Genomic DNA, 19,182 nt, shown 5'->3' on the forward strand with positions numbered 1-19,182 from the left:
TAAATTTATTTCTTTTTTGTTGTTTTTTTTCTGGTTGTTTTTTTCTTTGGTGTTTTTTCATCAATCATTTTCACAGCCTCTTCTTTCGTAAGTTTTTCTATTTCTGTGGTTTTAGGCAACTCTACTTTAATCTTACCCTTAATCACATTAAACCTACCCCATCTTGCTTTTTCAACTCTAACACCAACATCTTCCCAGTTATGGATTACCTTTTCTCGCTCTTTTTTCTTTTTATCTTCTATAAGCTCTTCAATATCTTGTTGAGACAGATTATCAAAATCGTACTTTTTATTTACGTTGATAAATATTCCGTTCCATTTTAAAAAAGGCCCAAATCTTCCCACTCCTTTTTGCACAGGTAAATCCTCATAATGTGCTATTGGCGCATCTGCTTTTCTTTTAGCTTCTATGAGCTCGATGGCTCTATCTAAATCAACAGACATTGGATTCTCATTTTTATCAAGAGAAACATACATAGAGTCAAACTTAACAAATGGCCCATATCTTCCATTTGAAACTACAACCTCTGTACCTTCATACTCTCCAACTGTTTTAGGAAGCTTAAACAAATCCATCGCTTCTTCATAAGTGATGGTTGACATATTTTGATCTCCTTGCAAACTTGCAAACTTTGGTTTTTCGTCATCTGTAACCTCACCTATCTGAATCATTGCTCCATACCTACCTAAACGCACATATACATTTTTACCAGATTCTGGATCTACCCCAAGTAAGCGCTGTCCGCTTGCTCTTTCTGCATTTTCTTCAACATCTTTTACTGTAGGATGAAAATCTTTGTAAAAATCTTTAATAATTGCGGTCCAATCTTCTTTACCCTCTGCAATTTCATCAAAATCTGATTCTACTTTTGCAGTAAAACCATAATCTAAAATATTTGAAAAATTCTCAACTAAAAAGTCGTTTACAATATTTCCAATATCTGTAGGCATTAGCTTTCCTTTATCAGCTCCTACCTTTTCTGTTAGTTGTTTTTCAGAAACCGAAGCGTCTTTTAAAACTAACTGTGCATAATTTCTTTCGGTACCTTCAGCAGTTCCTTTTTCTACATAACCTCTTCTTTGAACTGTTGAAATGGTTGGCGCATATGTTGATGGACGACCAATTCCAAGTTCTTCTAGTCGTTTTACTAAAGATGCTTCTGTAAATCTTGCTGGTGGTCTTGTATATCTTTCAGTAGCAGTTATAAATTCATTATTTAAATTTTCTCCTACTTTCATTTTCGGTAACATTCCATCTTGCTCTACATCTTCATCATCTGTACCTTCTAGATAAACCTTTAAAAAGCCTTCAAATGTAATTACCTCCCCGTTTGCAGAAAAACGTTGCTTATTTTTATCGTTACTAATTTTTAAGCTTGTTCTTTCTAATTGGGCATCGCTCATTTGAGAAGCTAAGGTTCGCTTCCAAATTAAACTGTATAATCTATTCTGATCATAATCAACAGAAATTTCATGCTGTCCCATATTAGTAGGGCGAATGGCCTCGTGAGCCTCTTGAGCCCCTTTTGCCTTTGTAGCGTAATTTCTTGGCTTACTGTACTCTTTACCATATGATTTTGTAATTTCTTCTTCTGCAGCTTGTTTTGCTTCATTAGATAAATTTACACTATCTGTTCTCATGTAAGTAATCAAACCGGCCTCATATAAGCGCTGAGCAACCATCATTGTTTTTGCTACAGGAAAACCAAGTTTTCTAGAAGCCTCCTGTTGTAGTGTGGATGTAGTAAACGGTGCTGCTGGTGACTTTTTTGCAGGCTTAGTTTGTAAGTCATCAACTTTGAAAGATGCCGACAAACATGAGCTTAAAAACTTTTCTGCCTCTTCTTTTGTTTCAAAATTCTTTGGCAACTTAGCTTTAAATGATTTACCATCTTCATTAACAAACTCTGCATCTACCCTGTATGATGCTATTGGTGTGAAGTTTTCTATTTCACGTTCACGCTCTACTATTAAACGTACTGCCACAGATTGCACTCTACCTGCCGATAAACCTGCCTTAACTTTTCTCCATAAAACAGGAGATAATTCGTAACCAACAATTCTATCTAAAACTCTACGTGCTTGTTGAGCATCTACTAAATTATAATTAATTGTACGCGGATTCTCTATGGCTTTTAAAATAGCATTTTTAGTAATTGAGTTAAAAACAATTCTTTTCGTGTTTTCTTTAGTAAGTTTTAATTGTTCAGCCAAATGCCATGCTATAGCTTCTCCCTCTCGATCCTCATCGGAAGCTAACCAAACAGTTTCTGCTTTTTTTGCTAAGTCTTTTAATTTTTTAACAACTGCTTTTTTATCAGAAGAAACAATATATTTTGGTTTAAAATCTTTCTCAACATCAACTCCCAACTCTTTAGAAGGCAAGTCTGCAATATGCCCAAAGCTTGACTCTACCTGATAATCTTTACCAAGAAATTTTTCTATTGTCTTTGCTTTTGCTGGTGACTCAACTATCACTAAATTCTTTGCCATGTACGTATCAATTAACTAATTTACCGCCTAAATTAGGCGATTTTACACTGCAAAAGTAGAGAGTTTTTTTTTATTGAAACTCTTTTTGAAAGAATTAACTTCAATTTAAAGTAAATTTTACCTGTTAATTTTATGACAATTTGTCATTGTATATCATTTTTGGTTGTATCTTTGCGGACTATTTAGAGTGATTTTACGAATATGGAACAGACTGAAAAAGTTATAGACGAAAAGAAACAAGGAAAACCTTTATTAACAGAGGTCAAGGAAGGTAATACCAAAAAACTTTTTATAGAAAGTTATGGTTGCCAAATGAATATGAACGATAGCGAAATTGTTGCTTCTATTTTATCTGATAATGGTTTTAACACTACATCAAATATTAACGAGGCCGACCTAGTTTTAGTTAACACTTGTTCAATTCGTGAAAAAGCAGAACAAACAGTTCGAAACAGACTGCAAAAATACAATCATGCAAAAAAGCACAATCCAACCATGAAAGTAGGTGTGTTAGGTTGTATGGCAGAACGTTTAAAAGCTAAGTTTTTAGAAGAAGAAAAAATAGTTGACTTGGTGGTTGGGCCAGATGCTTACAGGGATTTACCTAACTTAGTGGAAGAAGTTGAAGCAGGAAGAGATGCGGTAAATGTTATTTTATCCAAAGAAGAAACCTATGCAGACGTTTCTCCTGTACGTTTAAACTCAAACGGAGTTTCTGCATTTGTGTCTATTACCCGCGGATGTGATAATATGTGTACTTTTTGTGTAGTACCATTTACACGTGGCCGTGAACGTAGCCGTGATCCGCAAAGTATTATCGAAGAAATAAGATCTATGCAAGAAAAGAATTTTAAAGAAATTACTTTGCTTGGTCAAAACGTAGATTCATATTTATGGTATGGAGGCGGATTAAAAAAAGATTTTAAAAACGCTTCAGAAATGGCCAAAGCTACTGCTGTAGATTTTGCACAATTATTAGATATGTGTGCTACAGAGTTTCCAAAAATGCGTTTTCGTTTTTCTACTTCTAATCCTCAAGACATGACATTAGATGTAATTCATGTAATGGCAAAACATAAAAACATTTGTAAATACATTCACTTACCAGTTCAAAGTGGAAGTAATAACATGTTAAAAGCCATGAACCGTTTACATACTCGTGAGGAATATATAGAATTAGTAGAAAACATCTATAAAATTATTCCAGAAATGAACTTAAGTCAAGATATGATTGCTGGTTTCTGTGGTGAAACAGAAGAAGACCATCAAGATACTTTAGACCTAATGGAAAAAGTAAAATATAGCTTTGGATTTATGTTTGCTTACTCTGAAAGACCTGGAACATTGGCTGCTAAAAAAATGGAAGATGATGTACCTTTAGCAGTTAAAAAACGTCGTTTACAAGAAATTATCAACTTACAACAAGAGCATAGTTTATTTAGAGCTAAAGAACATGTTGGTAAAATTCAAGAAGTTTTAATCGAAGGAACTTCTAAGAAAAATGAAAATGAGTGGAAAGGAAGAAACACACAAAACACTGTAGTTGTTTTTCCTAAAGAACATTATAAAATGGGAGATTTTGTGAATGTAAAAATTGAAGATTGTACTTCAACCACTTTAAAAGGTACCGCCGTAGGGTACTCTGATAATAACTAATATTTGAAAAGGGAAAGAGCAACGTAAAGCTTTACCTGTCTCTTTCTCTTTTCTTTTAGGCTATAAAAAAAGATATGGAAAACTTACAAGCAGTTAAACAGCGCTTCGGAATTATTGGTAACGACATTCAACTCAACAGAGCTATTGAAAAAGCTGTGAGAGTTGCTCCTACAGACATTTCTGTACTAGTTACTGGTGAAAGTGGTGTTGGTAAAGAAAGTATTCCTAAAATAATTCATCAATTATCTCACAGAAAACACGCAAAATATATTGCCGTAAACTGTGGAGCTATCCCAGAAGGAACTATTGATAGTGAACTTTTTGGACACGAAAAGGGTGCATTTACAGGAGCAACACAAACCCGTAAAGGTTACTTTGAAGTTGCTGATGGCGGAACCATTTTTTTAGACGAGGTTGGTGAGTTGCCATTAACTACACAAGTACGTTTATTACGCGTTTTAGAAAATGGTGAGTTTATAAAAGTTGGTTCTTCTCAAGTACAAAAAACAAATGTTAGAATTGTTGCTGCTACTAATGTTAACATGCAAGAGGCTATCAACAAAAATAAATTTAGAGAAGATTTATATTATCGATTAAGTACTATAGAAATATCACTACCTCCATTACGTGAACGAGGAGAAGATATTCATTTACTATTTCGAAAATTTGCTTCGGACTTTGCTCAAAAAAATAGATTTCCAGCCATCCGATTAGATGATAATGCTGCTAAAATGCTATTAGGCTACCGTTTCCCAGGAAACATTCGTCAATTAAAAAATATTGCCGAACAAGTTTCAATTATGGAAGAAAACAGGCTAATCTCAGCAGAAATTTTAAGCAATTATTTACCAAGTTACAGTCCGAACTTGCCAGCAATTGTTGGAGGAAGCAATAACAATCAACATGATTTTGCTACAGAAAGAGATATTATGTACAAAATTTTGTTTGACATGCGTAATGATATTAATGATTTAAAAAAATTAACCTTAGATTTAATGCAAACTGGAAGTATTAAAGAGGTTAAAGAAGAAAACAGTCATTTAATTCAACGTATTTACGAAGATCAAGAACAACTACACCATGATATAGAAGTTGTTCCTATTCCTAAAACAGAAAGTACATCTACTTATGATTTTGCTGAAACTATAGAAGAAGATGAAAGCTTATCATTACAAGACAAAGAGATTGAAATGATAAAAAAATCTTTAGAAAAAAATAACGGTAAGCGTAAATTAGCTGCAAAAGAATTAGGTATCTCTGAAAGAACCCTATACAGAAAAATTAAACAATACGAGTTATAATCAATTTGTTACATTTACTTCATGCAAAAAATTAAACACATACTTGTTTTATTAGTAACCTTAACAACCATTATTAGTTGTGGTGTATACTCTTTTACAGGAGGAGATACTGGTGATGCTAAAACAATTCAAGTAGATTTTTTTCCGAATCAGGCCCCTTTAATTGAGCCTTCTCTAAGTCAACGTTTTACTCAAGATTTACAAGATTTATTTACACGTCAAACTAATTTAACACTAGTTAATAATAGTGGTGATTTACATTTTGAAGGAGAAATTGTTGACTATCGAATTACGCCAATGAGTGCAACCTCTAATCAAACAGCTGCTCAAAACAGGCTTACTATTACGGTAAATGTAAGATTTACAAATAAGTTAGTAGAGAAAGACAATTTTGAAAAAAGATTTTCTTTTTATTTTGATTATGCCGCATCTCAACAGCTTACAGGCGCTGTTTTAGATTCTGCTTTTGATGAAATTATTGAACGTATAACACAAGATATCTTTAACGCTTCGGTTGCAAAATGGTAAAATCAGATTTTTTACATACCATAACTAATCCATTAACCGTTACCTCGCAACAAGCCAAAGAAATCAAATTGGTTATTGATGCACATCCGTATTTTCAAGCTGCAAGAGCTGTATATCTTAAGTATTTACAGCAGCAAGCTAGTTTTAAATACAACAATGAGCTAAAAGCTACGGCCGCTTACACTACCGACAGATCTGTACTTTTTAATTTTATTACAAATAATGATTTCTCTAAAGTAAGTACCTCTAATGAAAAAGAAAATAGTGTAGCAGATAATAATGAAATTATTGTTTCTGAAGAAGAAAAAGCAAGTATCGATCTAGAAATAGGTAAACCAATTCCTTTTACAAAATCAGAAACACATTCATTTAACCAATGGCTTCAGTTAGCTACTACTGCAAGTCCCATCATCAGAAGTGAAAATGAAGAGAAACCTGAAGAAAAATCTGAAAAAGATAAAATAATAGAACGTTTTATAGCAAGTAATCCTAAAATTGCACCTGTTAGTAAAACTGCCCCTTTAAAGCCACTAGAAACGAGTGCTAAACCTCAGTTAATGACAGAAACTTTAGCCAAAGTTTACTTAGAACAAAAGAAATATGACAGTGCTGTAAAAGCATACGAAATTTTAAGTTTGAAATATCCAGAAAAAAGTAGTTTCTTTGCAGACCAGATTAAAAGAATTCAAATTTTACAAAATATAAAATAATGACAACCTATAACTTACTTTTAGTTTTAATATTGATAGTGGCAGTAGCACTAATTTTAATTGTAATGGTTCAAAATCCTAAAGGAGGAGGATTGTCTTCAACATTTGGCGGTGGTGGTCAAAACATTGGTGGTGTACAAAACACCAACAACTTTTTAGATAAAACTACTTGGACGTTAGCTATTGCTATGTTTGCTTTAATTTTAATATCAAACTTTGCTATTCCAAGAGGAAATGGCGCTAACGCACCTCAATTAGAAGAAACATTAGATGGTATTGAAGCAACTACCACTACTCCTGCTGAAACTACTACAGAAACAGCTACTGATTCTGTTCAATAGTCTTTCAGAAAAAAATATTTTAAAATGCCAACGTAAATGACACGTTGGCATTTTTTTTTATCACTAGAAAACAAGGTAAATCAATCTCCGAAAAAATGTCAGTTTTTAGTAGTTGGCATAATTTCTGAAAACATATAAACTGTTTAAAAAAATAGACTAATCATAAATTTTATAATAAAAAAATGGGATTAAACATTAAACCTTTAGCAGATAGAGTTCTAGTAGAACCAGCTGCAGCAGAAACTACTACAGCTTCAGGAATTATTATACCTGATAACGCAAAAGAAAAGCCACAAAAAGGAACTGTTGTTGCCGTTGGTAACGGTAAAAAAGACGAACCTTTAACGGTTCAAGTTGGCGATACTGTATTATATGGTAAATATTCTGGAACAGAATTAAAATTAGAAGGTACTGATTATTTAATGATGAGAGAGTCTGATATTTTAGCGATCATCTAAATCAATTAATGTAACAAACAATTCACCAATTTGTTTCAATGTTTATTATAAAATGAAACACTGAAACCCTAAAACTTAATAAAATGGCAAAAGATATAAAATTTGATATTGAAGCTCGCGACGGATTAAAACGTGGTGTAGATGCATTAGCAAATGCTGTAAAAGTAACTTTAGGACCAAAGGGTCGTAATGTAATTATTTCTAAATCTTTTGGAGCTCCTCATGTAACTAAAGATGGAGTTTCTGTAGCAAAAGAAGTAGAATTAGAAGATGCTCTTGAAAACATGGGAGCACAAATGGTAAAAGAAGTTGCTTCTAAAACTAACGATTTAGCTGGTGATGGTACAACAACTGCTACCGTTTTAGCACAAGCAATCGTTAAGGAAGGATTAAAAAACGTTGCTGCTGGAGCAAATCCAATGGATTTAAAAAGAGGAATTGACAAGGCTGTAGCAGCTTTAACTGAAGATTTAGCTAAGCAAGCTAAAGAAGTTGGTGATTCTTCAGAAAAAATTCAACAAGTTGCTTCTATTTCAGCAAATAATGACAAAGTAATTGGTGATTTAATCGCTACTGCTTTTGGAAAAGTTGGTAAAGAAGGAGTTATTACTGTTGAAGAAGCAAAAGGAACAGATACGTATGTGGATGTTGTAGAAGGAATGCAATTTGATAGAGGTTATTTATCTCCTTACTTTGTAACAAATGCTGATAAAATGATCGCTGAGTTAGAAAACCCATACATCTTATTATTTGATAAGAAGATTTCTAACTTACAAGAGATTTTACCAATTTTAGAACCAGTAGCGCAATCTGGTCGTCCATTATTAATTATTGCTGAAGATGTAGACGGACAAGCGTTAGCTACTTTAGTTGTAAACAAATTAAGAGGTGGATTAAAAATCGCTGCTGTTAAAGCGCCTGGATTTGGCGATAGAAGAAAAGCAATGTTAGAAGACATCGCTATTTTAACTGGTGGTACTGTAATTTCTGAAGAAAGAGGTTTCTCTTTAGAAAACGCAACTTTAGATTTATTAGGAACTGCTGAAACAGTAACTATTGATAAAGACAATACAACTGTTGTTAACGGTGCTGGTGACGAAGAGCAAATTAAAGCTCGTGTTAACCAAATAAAAGCACAAATTGAAACTACCACTTCTGACTACGACCGTGAGAAATTACAAGAGCGTTTAGCTAAATTAGCAGGTGGTGTTGCTGTATTATACGTTGGTGCTGCTTCTGAAGTAGAAATGAAAGAAAAGAAAGACCGTGTAGATGATGCTTTACACGCTACTCGTGCTGCTGTTGAAGAAGGTATAGTTGCCGGTGGTGGTGTAGCTTTAGTACGTGCTAAAAAAGTATTAGAAACATTAACTTCTGACAATTTAGACGAAACTACAGGTATTCAAATAGTAAACAAAGCTATTGAAGCTCCATTAAGAACTATTGTTGAGAATGCTGGTGGAGAAGGTTCAGTTGTAATTAACAAAGTATTAGAAGGTGCTACTAACTTTGGATACGATGCAAAAACTGAGCAGTATGTAGATATGTTAGAAGCGGGTATTATCGACCCTAAAAAAGTAACCCGTGTTGCATTAGAAAATGCAGCTTCTGTATCAGGCATGATTTTAACTACTGAATGTGCTTTAGTAGATATTAAAGAAGAAGGACCAGCTGGTGGTGGAATGCCTCCAATGGGTGGTGGAATGCCAGGAATGATGTAAAATTCACAGAATTAACATAAATTTTTAATGAGACTGAGTGAAAATTCAGTCTCATTTTTTTTGAATTCTTGAAAAAAACATACCTAAAATTACAGTTCTATTAAAACTATGATAAAATCTTAGAAGTTCAACCATTTATTTTTATTTAGACAAGGTAAAAACACTGGCTTCTTCTAGATTAATATGTATATTTGACGGATTTTAAAATCCTTAAATTAAAAAGGGAGAGTTTAAAATGATATTAGATCAATTAGTAGATAAAAACACAAACTATAAAGAAGATAAACATTCAGAGTCTCCCGTCCGAAGCATTGTAAAATCTGTTAGTTGGCGCTTACTCGGCACCATAGATACCATAACCATATCATGGTTTATTACTGGACAAATTAACACTGCTTTATCAATTGGAGGTATAGAATTAATATCAAAAATGATTCTTTATTTTTTTCATGAACGAATTTGGAACAACATAAAATGGGGCAGAAAATGAACTTAGAAACAATAAACAAAGAACTTCAGCATAAAACACCTCAAGAAATTGTTGAATGGGCATTATCAAATGCTAAAAAACCTGTGATCACAACAAATTTCAGACCATACGAAGCAGCAATCTTGCATTTGGTTACTCAACAAAATGAGGATATTAAAGTTATATGGTGTGACACTGGTTATAATACACCACATACTTATAAACATGCAGAAGCCGTAATTCATCAATTACAATTAAATGTGCAGTTATATGTTCCAAAACAAACGGTAGCACATAGAAATATTACACTTGGATTACCAACTATTGACGATCCTAAGCATGCTTTATTTACAGATCAAGTTAAACTAGAGCCTTTTAGTAGAGCTATGGCTGAGCACCAACCGGATGTTTGGTTTACAAACCTTAGAAAAGGACAAACGGCTTTTAGAAATAGTATTGATATCGTATCTAAAAGTAAAGATGGCATTTTAAAAGTGAGTCCTTTTTATAATTGGACTGATGAAGATTTAGACACCTATCTTTCCGATAATGATTTACCCAACGAATTTAAATATTTTGATCCAACAAAAGTAGAAAACAACAGAGAATGTGGATTACATGCTTAAAAACTAAATTATGAATAACGATATATTGAGAGTAGGAACCTTAGAAAGTGAAGCAATATATATATTTCGCGAAGTAGTAGCACAGTTTGAAAAACCTGTTTTATTATTTTCTGGAGGAAAAGACAGTATTACCCTAGTAAGGTTAGCTCAAAAGGCTTTTTACCCTGCTAAAATACCTTTTCCTTTAATGCACATTGACACCGGACATAATTTTCCTGAAACTATAGATTTTAGAGATCGATTAGTAAAAGAACTCGGAGTTGAACTTATTGTTAGAAATGTACAAGACAATATAGACGCTGGTAAAGTTAAAGAAGAAACGGGTAAATACGCGAGTAGAAATATGCTACAAACAGAAACTCTACTTGATGCTATTGAAGAATTTGGCTTTGACGCTTGTATTGGTGGTGCTAGAAGAGATGAAGAAAAAGCTAGAGCAAAAGAGCGTATTTTTTCTGTAAGAGATGATTTTGGGCAGTGGGATGAAAAAAATCAACGTCCAGAGCTATTTGATATGTTAAACGGACGTATTGATTTAGGTCAAAATGTACGTGTATTTCCAATTTCTAACTGGACAGAGTTAGATGTTTGGTCGTACATTCAAAAAGAAAACATTGAAATTCCATCTATTTACTTTGCTCATAAAAGAGAAACTTTTGTAAGAGACGGTTTAATCTGGTCTGTAAACGACGATGTTGTTTACCGTGATGAGGAAGAAAAAGTTGAAGAGCGTATGGTACGCTTTAGAACCGTTGGTGATATGAGTTGCACTGCCGCTGTGTTAAGCAACGCAATAGATATTAACGCTGTTGTTAATGAAATTAAAGCATCAACAATTTCAGAAAGAGGAGCTCGTATTGATGATAAAAGATCAGAGGCTGCCATGGAAAAACGTAAACAACAAGGGTATTTTTAAAATTTTCTTTTGAAAATTTCGCTTTAGGGTACATGCTTAAAGCTTAAAACAAATTAAGAATTAAAAAATAGCCAATAGCAAATAGCTTAAGGCTTACAGCATAAAAACATGAACGTACTAAAAATAGCAACCGCTGGAAGCGTAGATGACGGAAAAAGTACATTAATTGGTAGGATTTTATATGATACCAAATCTTTAACAGACGATAAATTACAAGAAATAGAAGATAAAAGTAAGCAACGTGGTTTTGATTATTTAGATTTTTCTTTAGCTACAGACGGTCTGGTTGCCGAGCGTGAACAAGGAATTACTATTGACGTTGCTCATATTTATTTTTCAACCAATACTACAAGTTTTATAATTGCAGATACACCAGGCCATGTTGAATATACGCGTAATATGGTTACCGGTGCCTCTACCTCTCAAGCTTCTATTATTTTGATAGATGCCAGAAACGGTGTGGTTGAACAAACTTACAGACACTTTTTTATCAACAATCTTTTACGTGTTAAAAATATTGTTGTAGCAGTAAACAAAATGGATTTAGTAGATTATTCTGAAGAAAAATTCATTAGCATAAAAAATGAAATACTTGCTTTGGCTGAAAAAAGTGATTATAAAGACCAAAATATCCATTTTGTACCTATTTCTGCGCTTCATGGGGATAATGTAGTAGCTACTTCTAAAAACATTAATTGGTATACTGGAAAAAGCTTACTAGACTATTTAGAAGCCATTGAAGTTAGTGATCAAAAAACTGCCCAGGCTCGTTTTCCTGTTCAAACGGTTATAAGACCTAAAACTGAAGAATATCATGATTATAGAGGATACGCAGGTAAATTGTATGGTGGCGACTTAAGTGTTGGAGATGATGTTATAATTTTACCTTCTGAAACTTCATCTAAAGTAAAATCAATTGAATTTTTTAATGGAAGTTTTACTACTGCTAAAAGTGGAAGCTCTATAACTGTTACTTTAGAAGATGATGTAAATGTAAGCCGTGGTGATATGATTGTTAAAAACGGACAACAACCAAATATTACCAAACAAATAGAAGCTACTATTTGTTGGATGGACAAAACACCATTACAGGCTTTTAATAAATACTATATTAAGCATGGTATAAATGATGCTCAAGCTAAAATTACTAGTTTAACTTCTTTAATTCATACCGATTTCTCTGGTAAAGAAGAAAATCCGAGTGAACTAACTTTAAATGAAATTGGAGAAATCACCTTAAAAACTAGTAAACCATTATTTGTTGATAGTTATCAGAACAATAAATCTAATGGTGCATTTATACTTATAGATGCTAAAACTAACAACACTGCGGGTGTTGGTTTTATAAAATAAAAAAACTCCCAAGCTTTCACTTGGGAGTTTTTTTTAATCTTTCTTTTGATGATCTTTTAAAATCTCTTCATCTCTATATTTACAACACCCGTGTAAATTGTCATAAGCATCTTGAGGCGCTTTTGCGAGTTCATTATCATGCCCAACATTAGCTACGTTAGTACAAAGGGTTTGCTTATTGGTTTTACGTTCATCCATTATAACGGTAAGCTGATGAGAGCTTACATCCCAATTAGCAAACTTTACTCCTTTTGTGTTTAGTGCAGCTTTTTCTATTCTACTTTTACACATCATACAAACGCCGTTAACTTCAACAGCAACTTTGGCATTTTTTTTCTTTTTTTGAGCTTGTGCAGTTACTATGGTTAGCACTATTACTAAAATTGTGACTATTTTTTTCATACGTATTAAATTTTATTTTTTCTAAGGTTTTGAAAATGTTATACTATACTTTATTAATCAATGTTAAATCGGAAACCAGCGTAATATCCACTTCCAAATATTGGAGCATATATAATAGTACTATCAAAATTGGTTCCAAATGGATTATCAGCTCCTAAAATAGGATTCACCTGTTTGTAGTTTGTAATATTTTCACCTCCTACATACACTTCAAATTTATTAGAAAACACTTTTGTTACTTGTGCATTTAATAAACTGTATGTTGGTGCATTTGAAGGTAATTGATACGCCTCTGGATTACTACTTGTATTAGGTAATCTTTGCTCTCCGTTAAAATTATATGTTACATCAAATCTCCAATGACCTTCTCTAGCTTCCTGTTTGGTATCATAAGAAACATTGGCAAAAAATCTATTTTGAGGTTGTAGTGGTTTAGATAAATTTCCAGAAGCATAGTCTGTAGAAACATCAAAATATTTATATGCTGTTCTTATATTTAAACGCTTAACAGGTTCATAATTTATCTCTACCTGGAAACTATTGGCAATACTACTTCCATTTAAATTATAAAATGAAATTTGTTGTGGATTCTCCCAATCTACTACAATTTGATTATCGAAGTTAGTTTGGTAAAAATCAAAAGTGATATCACCTTTTCTTTGAAACAAATTAAACCCTTGTAAATATGAAACTCCATAATTCCAAGCTGTTTCTGGGTTTAAACCATAAATATTTCCACCTTCATTATTAATTATGATATTTCTTGATGAAGCGAACAACTGTTGATTTTCGGCAAATATATTGGCACTTCTTTTACCTCTTCCAACAGAAGCTCTCAACACTCCTTTTTCCCAAGGAACATAACGTGCGTGTAAGCGTGGAGTTAAAAAAGTACCAAGTAGATTATGATGATCTAAACGCAAACCTGCTGTTAAACTAAAATTATCATTATTGTCATGCGCGTATTCAAAAAAAGCTCCTATGCTATTCTCTGACCTTCTAAAATTATCATTTACCACATATTCATCATAATTATCATGAGTAAAACTTACTCCTGTTTTAAATTTATGTCGAGTATCTCCAATAATAGAATTAAAAATAAAATTAGAATAAACACTCTGATGCTGAATATTATATGTTCTTAATCCGAAATAAGAATCTTGATCGTGATTACTGTAGGCTAATTGTAAACCCATGCTTTGAAAAGGCATCTCAGGAAAAACATAACCTAATTTTACTGAAGTATCTATACGTTCTGTATTTATCTCACTTCCCCAAGCGTTTGTAGTTCCTTTATCTTGAAATGGATTAAAATTAATCTGACCAGTTTGTTTAGCATCATTTAAATATCGAATATTTAAAAAACTAACCCAACCCGTTTCATTATTGGCATACTGCCACCTGTTCATAACGTTTATTTGTTCTGCTAGCGGCATATCTAAAAAAGAATCGTTATTATTATCAAACTTCTCACCCCTATAATTTCCATGAACATATAGACCTGTTTGCCATTTTTCAGAAAGCTTTTTATTTAAATGCGTATTAATTTCGTAACGACCATTTAAATTTCCGTAACCATTAACAAATAGTTTATCATCTGTTAAAGGTTTTACTAATTCAGCGTTAATTTGTCCAGAAATACTTTCGTAGCCATTTACAACACTTCCTGCTCCCTTAGTAATTTGTATACTCTCTATCCAAGTACCAGGTGTAAATGTTAATCCATATACTTGAGAAGCACCTCTAACCATCTGTATATTTTCTTGTGCAATCATTAAATAAGGACTATTTAAACCTAACATTTGAATTTGCTTAGTTCCTGTTAAAGCATCAGAGAAATTGACATCTATAGATGGATTAGTTTCAAAGCTTTCAGCTAAATTACAACACGCTGCTTTTAGCAATTCATCACTATTTACAGTGAATACATTTTGAGTTTGTAAATATGATTTTGCTGTTGCCTTCTTTTGAACTGTTACTGCCACTTCATCTAAAGTTGTGTTTTCAGTAATAAAATGATGAATTGGCTTTAAATCATTAATTTCTAAAGTATCAGTCTTATATCCCACAAAACTGACTACTAATTTTTTATACGTTGGTTTATAAGGAAGCTCAAACCATCCCTTTTCATTGGTTGTAGTTCCTACAGAAGTGTTTAACCAATATACATTAGCTCCCATAACTCCCAAATTATCTTTAGGGTTATTTTTATCCATTATCATTCCCCTAAAGGTTTGTTGTGCAAACACTTGCACAGTAAACAGTGCTAAAGCACTGAATAAAATATTTTTTATCATTGTTAATTGTTATTTATCATTGTTAATAAACATCCTGTTTTATAGACTATGTAGTCTTGTAAAGGATGTGAATCATATGATAAATACCTCGTGAAGCAACTGAATATCAGTAATTATTGGAGGTGAGGAATAATATTTGTGAGGAATTATTTGTTGTGATAAATCAACAAATAAATTTGCATAGCTTAAATTAAAAGCTAAAATAAACTGTTGCTGTTCTAGCTCAAATTTTTTATTTTTTTGAAGTTGTAGTTCATCCTGAATTTTTATTTTTTGAACTTCATCTTTACAACAACCTTTCTGTTTAATAATTTCTGGTGAATCACAATCGTCGACATCCAAAGCTGGATTACAACCTTTTGTTTTTCCAAAATAGGAAACATCTACTAAAAAATCACCACAAAAATGCTTCTCAATCGTTAATGAAAACGTTGAGAGAAACACCAAAAATGCTATGGTTATAGATGCTATTTTAGTTATGTATTGTTTCATATTGGGGATACAAAAATACAAAATTTGTAAATATGATAGTGTTAAATTTTTCTTTCTACCACGTAATCAATCATTTGCAATAATGATTTTTTATAATCAGAGTCTGGGTAATTCTCTAAAATTGCAACTGCCTTATCTTTATAACTATACATTATTTTTTCTGCATAAGTTAAGCCTCCACTTTCTTTGACAAAAGCTATAACTTCTTTCACACGTTTTTTATTGGTATTGTAGTTTTTTACAGAGTTAATTAACCATTTTCTTTTTTCATTGGTTGCATTGTTAAGTGTATAAATTAAAGGTAACGTCATTTTTTGTTCTTTAATATCTATACCTGTAGGTTTGCCTATTTTATCATCAGTATAATCAAACAAATCGTCTTTAATTTGAAAAGCAATACCAATGTATTCTCCAAACTTACGCATTTGTTGCACTATTTCATTTTTTGCCCCTACAGATGCTGCACCTATACCACAACAAGCTGCTATTAACGTTGCTGTTTTTTGACGTATTATTTCAAAATAAACATCTTCTGTAATATCTAACTTTCTGGCCTTTTCTATTTGTAATAGCTCACCTTCACTCATCTCTCTAACAGCTATTGAGATAAGCTTTAACAAATCGAAATCTTCATTATCTATAGAAAGTAATAACCCTTTTGATAGTAAAAAATCTCCTACTAGAACGGCTATTTTATTTTTCCAGAGTGCATTGATAGAGAAAAAACCTCTGCGTTGATTACTATCATCAACTACGTCATCATGAACAAGAGTGGCTGTGTGAATAAGTTCTACTATAGAAGCTCCCCTGTATGTACGTTCATCGAAGCCTCCATTTGATACCATTTTGGCTACTAAAAACACAAACATTGGTCGCATTTGTTTTCCTTTTCTACGAACAATATAGTAGGTTATTCGGTTTAATAAAGGGACCTTAGATAACATTGCGTCTTTGAATTTTGTTTCAAAGAGCTCCATTTCTTTAGCAATGGGAAGTTTTATTTGCTCAACTGCTTTCATCAATCATCAAAAGTAGAAAATATATTTCGATTGGTTATCTTTGAAAAAATACTTTCTTATGAAATTAGTAAAATTTATACTATTAATTAACAGTATTCTAATTTTAGGATGCAATTCAACTAAAAAAAACAGCAATATTTCATCTGAAGAAAAAAATAAAACACTTATTTTTCCTAATGATTATACCGGCATTTATAAAGGTACTTTGTTTATAAAAACGTTAAAAGGTAAACAGGAAATACCAATGGAGTATCATTTAAAAAAGACCGATAGTAGTCATAAATATGAATACTCACTTATTTACAATAATCAACCTAGAAATTATACTTTGGTGATAAAAGACCAGAAAAACGGTTTATTTAATATTGATGAAAATAATGGTATTATTTTACCGTCTTACTATCATAAAAATACGTTACATAGTTTTTTTGAAGTTCAAGGAAACTTACTAAACACTCGTATGGAGTTTTTAGATGACAAAGTAGCTTTTGAGATAATTTTTGCACCTACATTACAAAAAATAAAAACTGGTGGTATTGCTGATAGTATTCCAAAAGTTTATGGATACCCAATTACCGTTTTCCAGACTGCTACTTTGATAAAACAGCTATAGATTGTATTCTTTTAAATCGTTTCCAAGTTTCTTTATGTCTTCTTTTATAAATAGAAACGGTAGCTCTATCCAGTCCAAAATAAAATAAACTTATGCCAGCTGGAGGATTTGCACTTGGTAAAAAATCAAAAGTATTAAAGGCAATCACAGGCCACTTCCAACATTCAAAACTTGTTCCTATTAATTCTAAAATTGCAACAACGCAATACATAGTTAAATAAAACATTCGTTCTGTTGGATATTTTCTTAACCAATAAAAAACTAATATTGTGCATATAAAACCAAATACATCTTTATAAAAAAACAGAAAAAAAAGTGAAAAAGGAATAATTAAATAGGCACATAATTGTTCTATTTTTTTTCTATTTGCCTTAATCTTTGGTTTTCTACTAAAATAATACACCAATACAAATACTATTGCGTGTCCTGGAGGAACATAGTGGGGTATATTCCCTAAACGATAAGTATACATTCCAAAAACAATTGAAAACAAATATTCTCCTACAATGGCTATTACTAAGGCATATAATAACTGTTCTCTTGTTCTTGAAGTAGCTTGGTAATACAAAACCCCAAAAACTAGGGTTACCAATACGTTATTAATCCATTGTGCGTGTTTAAAAATATTTTCAGCAACATACTTACTATCAATAAATAAACCTAAAGCTACAATAACCATTAAAACCCCTAATGTTTTAATAACTTCTGATATAAAATTTGATGTAAGCTTTGTCATAGTTATTGCTTATTTGCTAATTGACCACAAGCAGCATCTATATCTTTCCCTCTAGACCTACGAACATTAACTGTAATGTCATTCATCTCTAAATTAGAGATATAATTATTCAAAGCTCTTTCTGAAGCTTGTTGAAACTCACCATCGTCTATCGGATTATATTCTATTAAGTTTACTTTAGATGGTATGTATTTACAAAAACGAACTAAAGCATCAATATCTTCTTTTCTATCATTAATACCATTCCAAACAACATACTCATAAGTTACTTTTCGTTTGGTTTTTGCATACCAATACTCTAAAGCTTCTTTTAAATCTATTAACGGAAAGTTTTTATTAAAAGGCATTATTGATGTTCTTACCTCATCAATAGCAGAATGAAGTGATACTGCTAAGTTAAATTTAACCTCATCATCAGCCATTTTTTTAATCATTTTTGGTACTCCTGATGTAGAAACTACGATTCTTTTTGGAGACATACCTAAACCTTCTGGAGAAGTAATTTTATCTATAGCTTTTATAACGTTGTTATAATTCATTAAAGGTTCTCCCATTCCCATAAATACAATATTTGTTAATTTATGATTATGATATAACCTACTTTGTTTATCAATAGCTACAACCTGATCATAAATTTCATCAGGATTTAAGTTTCGCATTCTTTTTAAACGTGCTGTTGCACAAAACTTACAATCTAAACTGCAACCTACTTGACTTGATACACAAGCTGTTGTTCTAGTATCTGTTGGTATTAAAACAGACTCTACCACTAAACCATCATGTAACTTAATGGCATTCTTTATAGTACCGTCATTACTTTTTTGCATAGCATCTACTTCAATGTGATTTATCACAAAGTGTTCGTCTAACATTTCTCTTGTAGCTTTAGAAATATTAGTCATGTCATCAAAAGTATGTGCTGCTTTGTGCCAAAGCCACTCATAAACCTGATTTCCTCTAAAAGCTTTATCACCATGTTCAACAAAAAAATCTCTTAATTGTTCTTTAGTTAAGGCTCGTATATCTTTTTTCTTTGGCTTCATTACTGTAAA

General features: G+C 32.1%; 19 protein-coding genes. 12 read left to right on the forward strand and 7 right to left on the reverse strand.

Annotation, left to right across the window (positions count from 1 at the left end; translation table 11 throughout):
• Nucleotides 1–5: 5 nt before the first annotated feature.
• Nucleotides 6–2,492: a type I DNA topoisomerase gene (gene topA, locus ACFQ1U_RS08885; RefSeq protein ID WP_386107445.1), complete on the reverse strand. Its 2,487-nt coding sequence runs from the start codon at nt 2,490–2,492 to the stop codon at nt 6–8.
• Nucleotides 2,493–2,693: 201 nt separating this feature from the next.
• On the opposite strand from topA, the gene miaB reads away from it, so the two are divergent.
• The 11 genes from miaB (at nt 2,694) to ACFQ1U_RS08940 (ending at nt 12,571) form a co-directional block, all read left to right on the forward strand.
• Nucleotides 2,694–4,148, forward strand: coding sequence for a tRNA (N6-isopentenyl adenosine(37)-C2)-methylthiotransferase MiaB (miaB, locus tag ACFQ1U_RS08890; RefSeq protein ID WP_386107447.1), 1,455 nt, complete (start codon nt 2,694–2,696; stop codon nt 4,146–4,148).
• A gap of 74 nt (nt 4,149–4,222) precedes the next feature.
• The gene (locus ACFQ1U_RS08895; RefSeq protein ID WP_386107449.1) at nt 4,223–5,449 is read left to right on the forward strand and encodes a sigma-54 interaction domain-containing protein; all 1,227 of its coding nucleotides are present in this window, start codon (nt 4,223–4,225) and stop codon (nt 5,447–5,449) included.
• Between the two features lie 21 nt (nt 5,450–5,470).
• A complete protein-coding gene (locus ACFQ1U_RS08900; protein WP_386107451.1) occupies nt 5,471–5,977 on the forward strand; it encodes an LptE family protein in 507 nt (168 codons plus the stop codon).
• A complete protein-coding gene (locus tag ACFQ1U_RS08905; RefSeq protein WP_386107453.1) occupies nt 5,971–6,687 on the forward strand; it encodes a hypothetical protein in 717 nt (238 codons plus the stop codon). Before ACFQ1U_RS08900 ends, ACFQ1U_RS08905 begins: the two co-directional genes overlap by 7 nt.
• The gene (gene secG / locus ACFQ1U_RS08910; protein ID WP_386107456.1) at nt 6,687–7,028 is read left to right on the forward strand and encodes a preprotein translocase subunit SecG; all 342 of its coding nucleotides are present in this window, start codon (nt 6,687–6,689) and stop codon (nt 7,026–7,028) included. The genes ACFQ1U_RS08905 and secG overlap by 1 nt, the downstream gene beginning before the upstream one ends.
• 182 nt (nt 7,029–7,210) lie before the next feature.
• The gene (locus ACFQ1U_RS08915) at nt 7,211–7,486 is read left to right on the forward strand and encodes a co-chaperone GroES (protein ID WP_386107458.1); all 276 of its coding nucleotides are present in this window, start codon (nt 7,211–7,213) and stop codon (nt 7,484–7,486) included.
• 83 nt (nt 7,487–7,569) lie between these two features.
• Nucleotides 7,570–9,207, forward strand: coding sequence for a chaperonin GroEL (groL, locus tag ACFQ1U_RS08920; RefSeq protein ID WP_386107460.1), 1,638 nt, complete (start codon nt 7,570–7,572; stop codon nt 9,205–9,207).
• Nucleotides 9,208–9,442: 235 nt separating this feature from the next.
• Nucleotides 9,443–9,697 (forward strand): DUF2061 domain-containing protein, encoded by a 255-nt coding sequence (locus tag ACFQ1U_RS08925; RefSeq protein WP_386107462.1) that lies wholly within the window; start codon nt 9,443–9,445, stop codon nt 9,695–9,697.
• Entirely contained in the window at nt 9,694–10,302 is a 609-nt protein-coding gene (locus tag ACFQ1U_RS08930; protein WP_386107464.1) for a phosphoadenosine phosphosulfate reductase domain-containing protein, read from the forward strand. Before ACFQ1U_RS08925 ends, ACFQ1U_RS08930 begins: the two co-directional genes overlap by 4 nt.
• A gap of 10 nt (nt 10,303–10,312) precedes the next feature.
• A complete protein-coding gene (gene cysD, locus ACFQ1U_RS08935) occupies nt 10,313–11,218 on the forward strand; it encodes a sulfate adenylyltransferase subunit CysD (protein ID WP_386107466.1) in 906 nt (301 codons plus the stop codon).
• Nucleotides 11,219–11,326: 108 nt separating this feature from the next.
• Complete coding sequence (locus ACFQ1U_RS08940) at nt 11,327–12,571, forward strand: sulfate adenylyltransferase subunit 1 (protein ID WP_386107468.1); 1,245 nt, start codon at nt 11,327–11,329, stop codon at nt 12,569–12,571.
• A 33-nt stretch (nt 12,572–12,604) separates the two neighbouring features.
• On the opposite strand, the gene ACFQ1U_RS08945 is transcribed toward ACFQ1U_RS08940, so the two are convergent.
• The 4 genes from ACFQ1U_RS08945 to ACFQ1U_RS08960 all read right to left on the reverse strand — a co-directional run bounded on the left by ACFQ1U_RS08945 (nt 12,605) and on the right by ACFQ1U_RS08960 (nt 16,781).
• Entirely contained in the window at nt 12,605–12,973 is a 369-nt protein-coding gene (locus ACFQ1U_RS08945; RefSeq protein WP_386107470.1) for a heavy-metal-associated domain-containing protein, read from the reverse strand.
• Nucleotides 12,974–13,026: 53 nt separating this feature from the next.
• Complete coding sequence (locus tag ACFQ1U_RS08950) at nt 13,027–15,270, reverse strand: TonB-dependent receptor (protein WP_386107472.1); 2,244 nt, start codon at nt 15,268–15,270, stop codon at nt 13,027–13,029.
• Nucleotides 15,271–15,342: 72 nt separating this feature from the next.
• Nucleotides 15,343–15,762: an HYC_CC_PP family protein gene (locus ACFQ1U_RS08955; protein ID WP_386107474.1), complete on the reverse strand. Its 420-nt coding sequence runs from the start codon at nt 15,760–15,762 to the stop codon at nt 15,343–15,345.
• 41 nt (nt 15,763–15,803) lie between these two features.
• The gene (locus ACFQ1U_RS08960) at nt 15,804–16,781 is read right to left on the reverse strand and encodes a polyprenyl synthetase family protein (protein WP_386107529.1); all 978 of its coding nucleotides are present in this window, start codon (nt 16,779–16,781) and stop codon (nt 15,804–15,806) included.
• Nucleotides 16,782–16,839: 58 nt separating this feature from the next.
• On the opposite strand from ACFQ1U_RS08960, the gene ACFQ1U_RS08965 reads away from it, so the two are divergent.
• Nucleotides 16,840–17,394 carry a hypothetical protein gene (locus tag ACFQ1U_RS08965; RefSeq protein ID WP_386107476.1) on the forward strand — a complete coding sequence of 185 codons (555 nt, stop codon included), beginning with the start codon at nt 16,840–16,842 and terminating at the stop codon, nt 17,392–17,394.
• On the opposite strand, the gene ACFQ1U_RS08970 is transcribed toward ACFQ1U_RS08965, so the two are convergent.
• Both ACFQ1U_RS08970 and rlmN read right to left on the reverse strand, forming a co-directional pair.
• Nucleotides 17,372–18,130, reverse strand: coding sequence for a hypothetical protein (locus tag ACFQ1U_RS08970; protein ID WP_386107478.1), 759 nt, complete (start codon nt 18,128–18,130; stop codon nt 17,372–17,374). The two genes, ACFQ1U_RS08965 and ACFQ1U_RS08970, sit on opposite strands and share 23 nt — an antisense overlap.
• 2 nt (nt 18,131–18,132) lie before the next feature.
• Nucleotides 18,133–19,173, reverse strand: coding sequence for a 23S rRNA (adenine(2503)-C(2))-methyltransferase RlmN (gene rlmN, locus ACFQ1U_RS08975; RefSeq protein WP_386107480.1), 1,041 nt, complete (start codon nt 19,171–19,173; stop codon nt 18,133–18,135).
• Between the last annotated feature and the right edge of the window lie 9 nt (nt 19,174–19,182).

Origin of the sequence: Tenacibaculum geojense (assembly GCF_042676005.1) — a bacterium.
GTDB lineage: Bacteria > Bacteroidota > Bacteroidia > Flavobacteriales > Flavobacteriaceae > Polaribacter > Polaribacter geojense.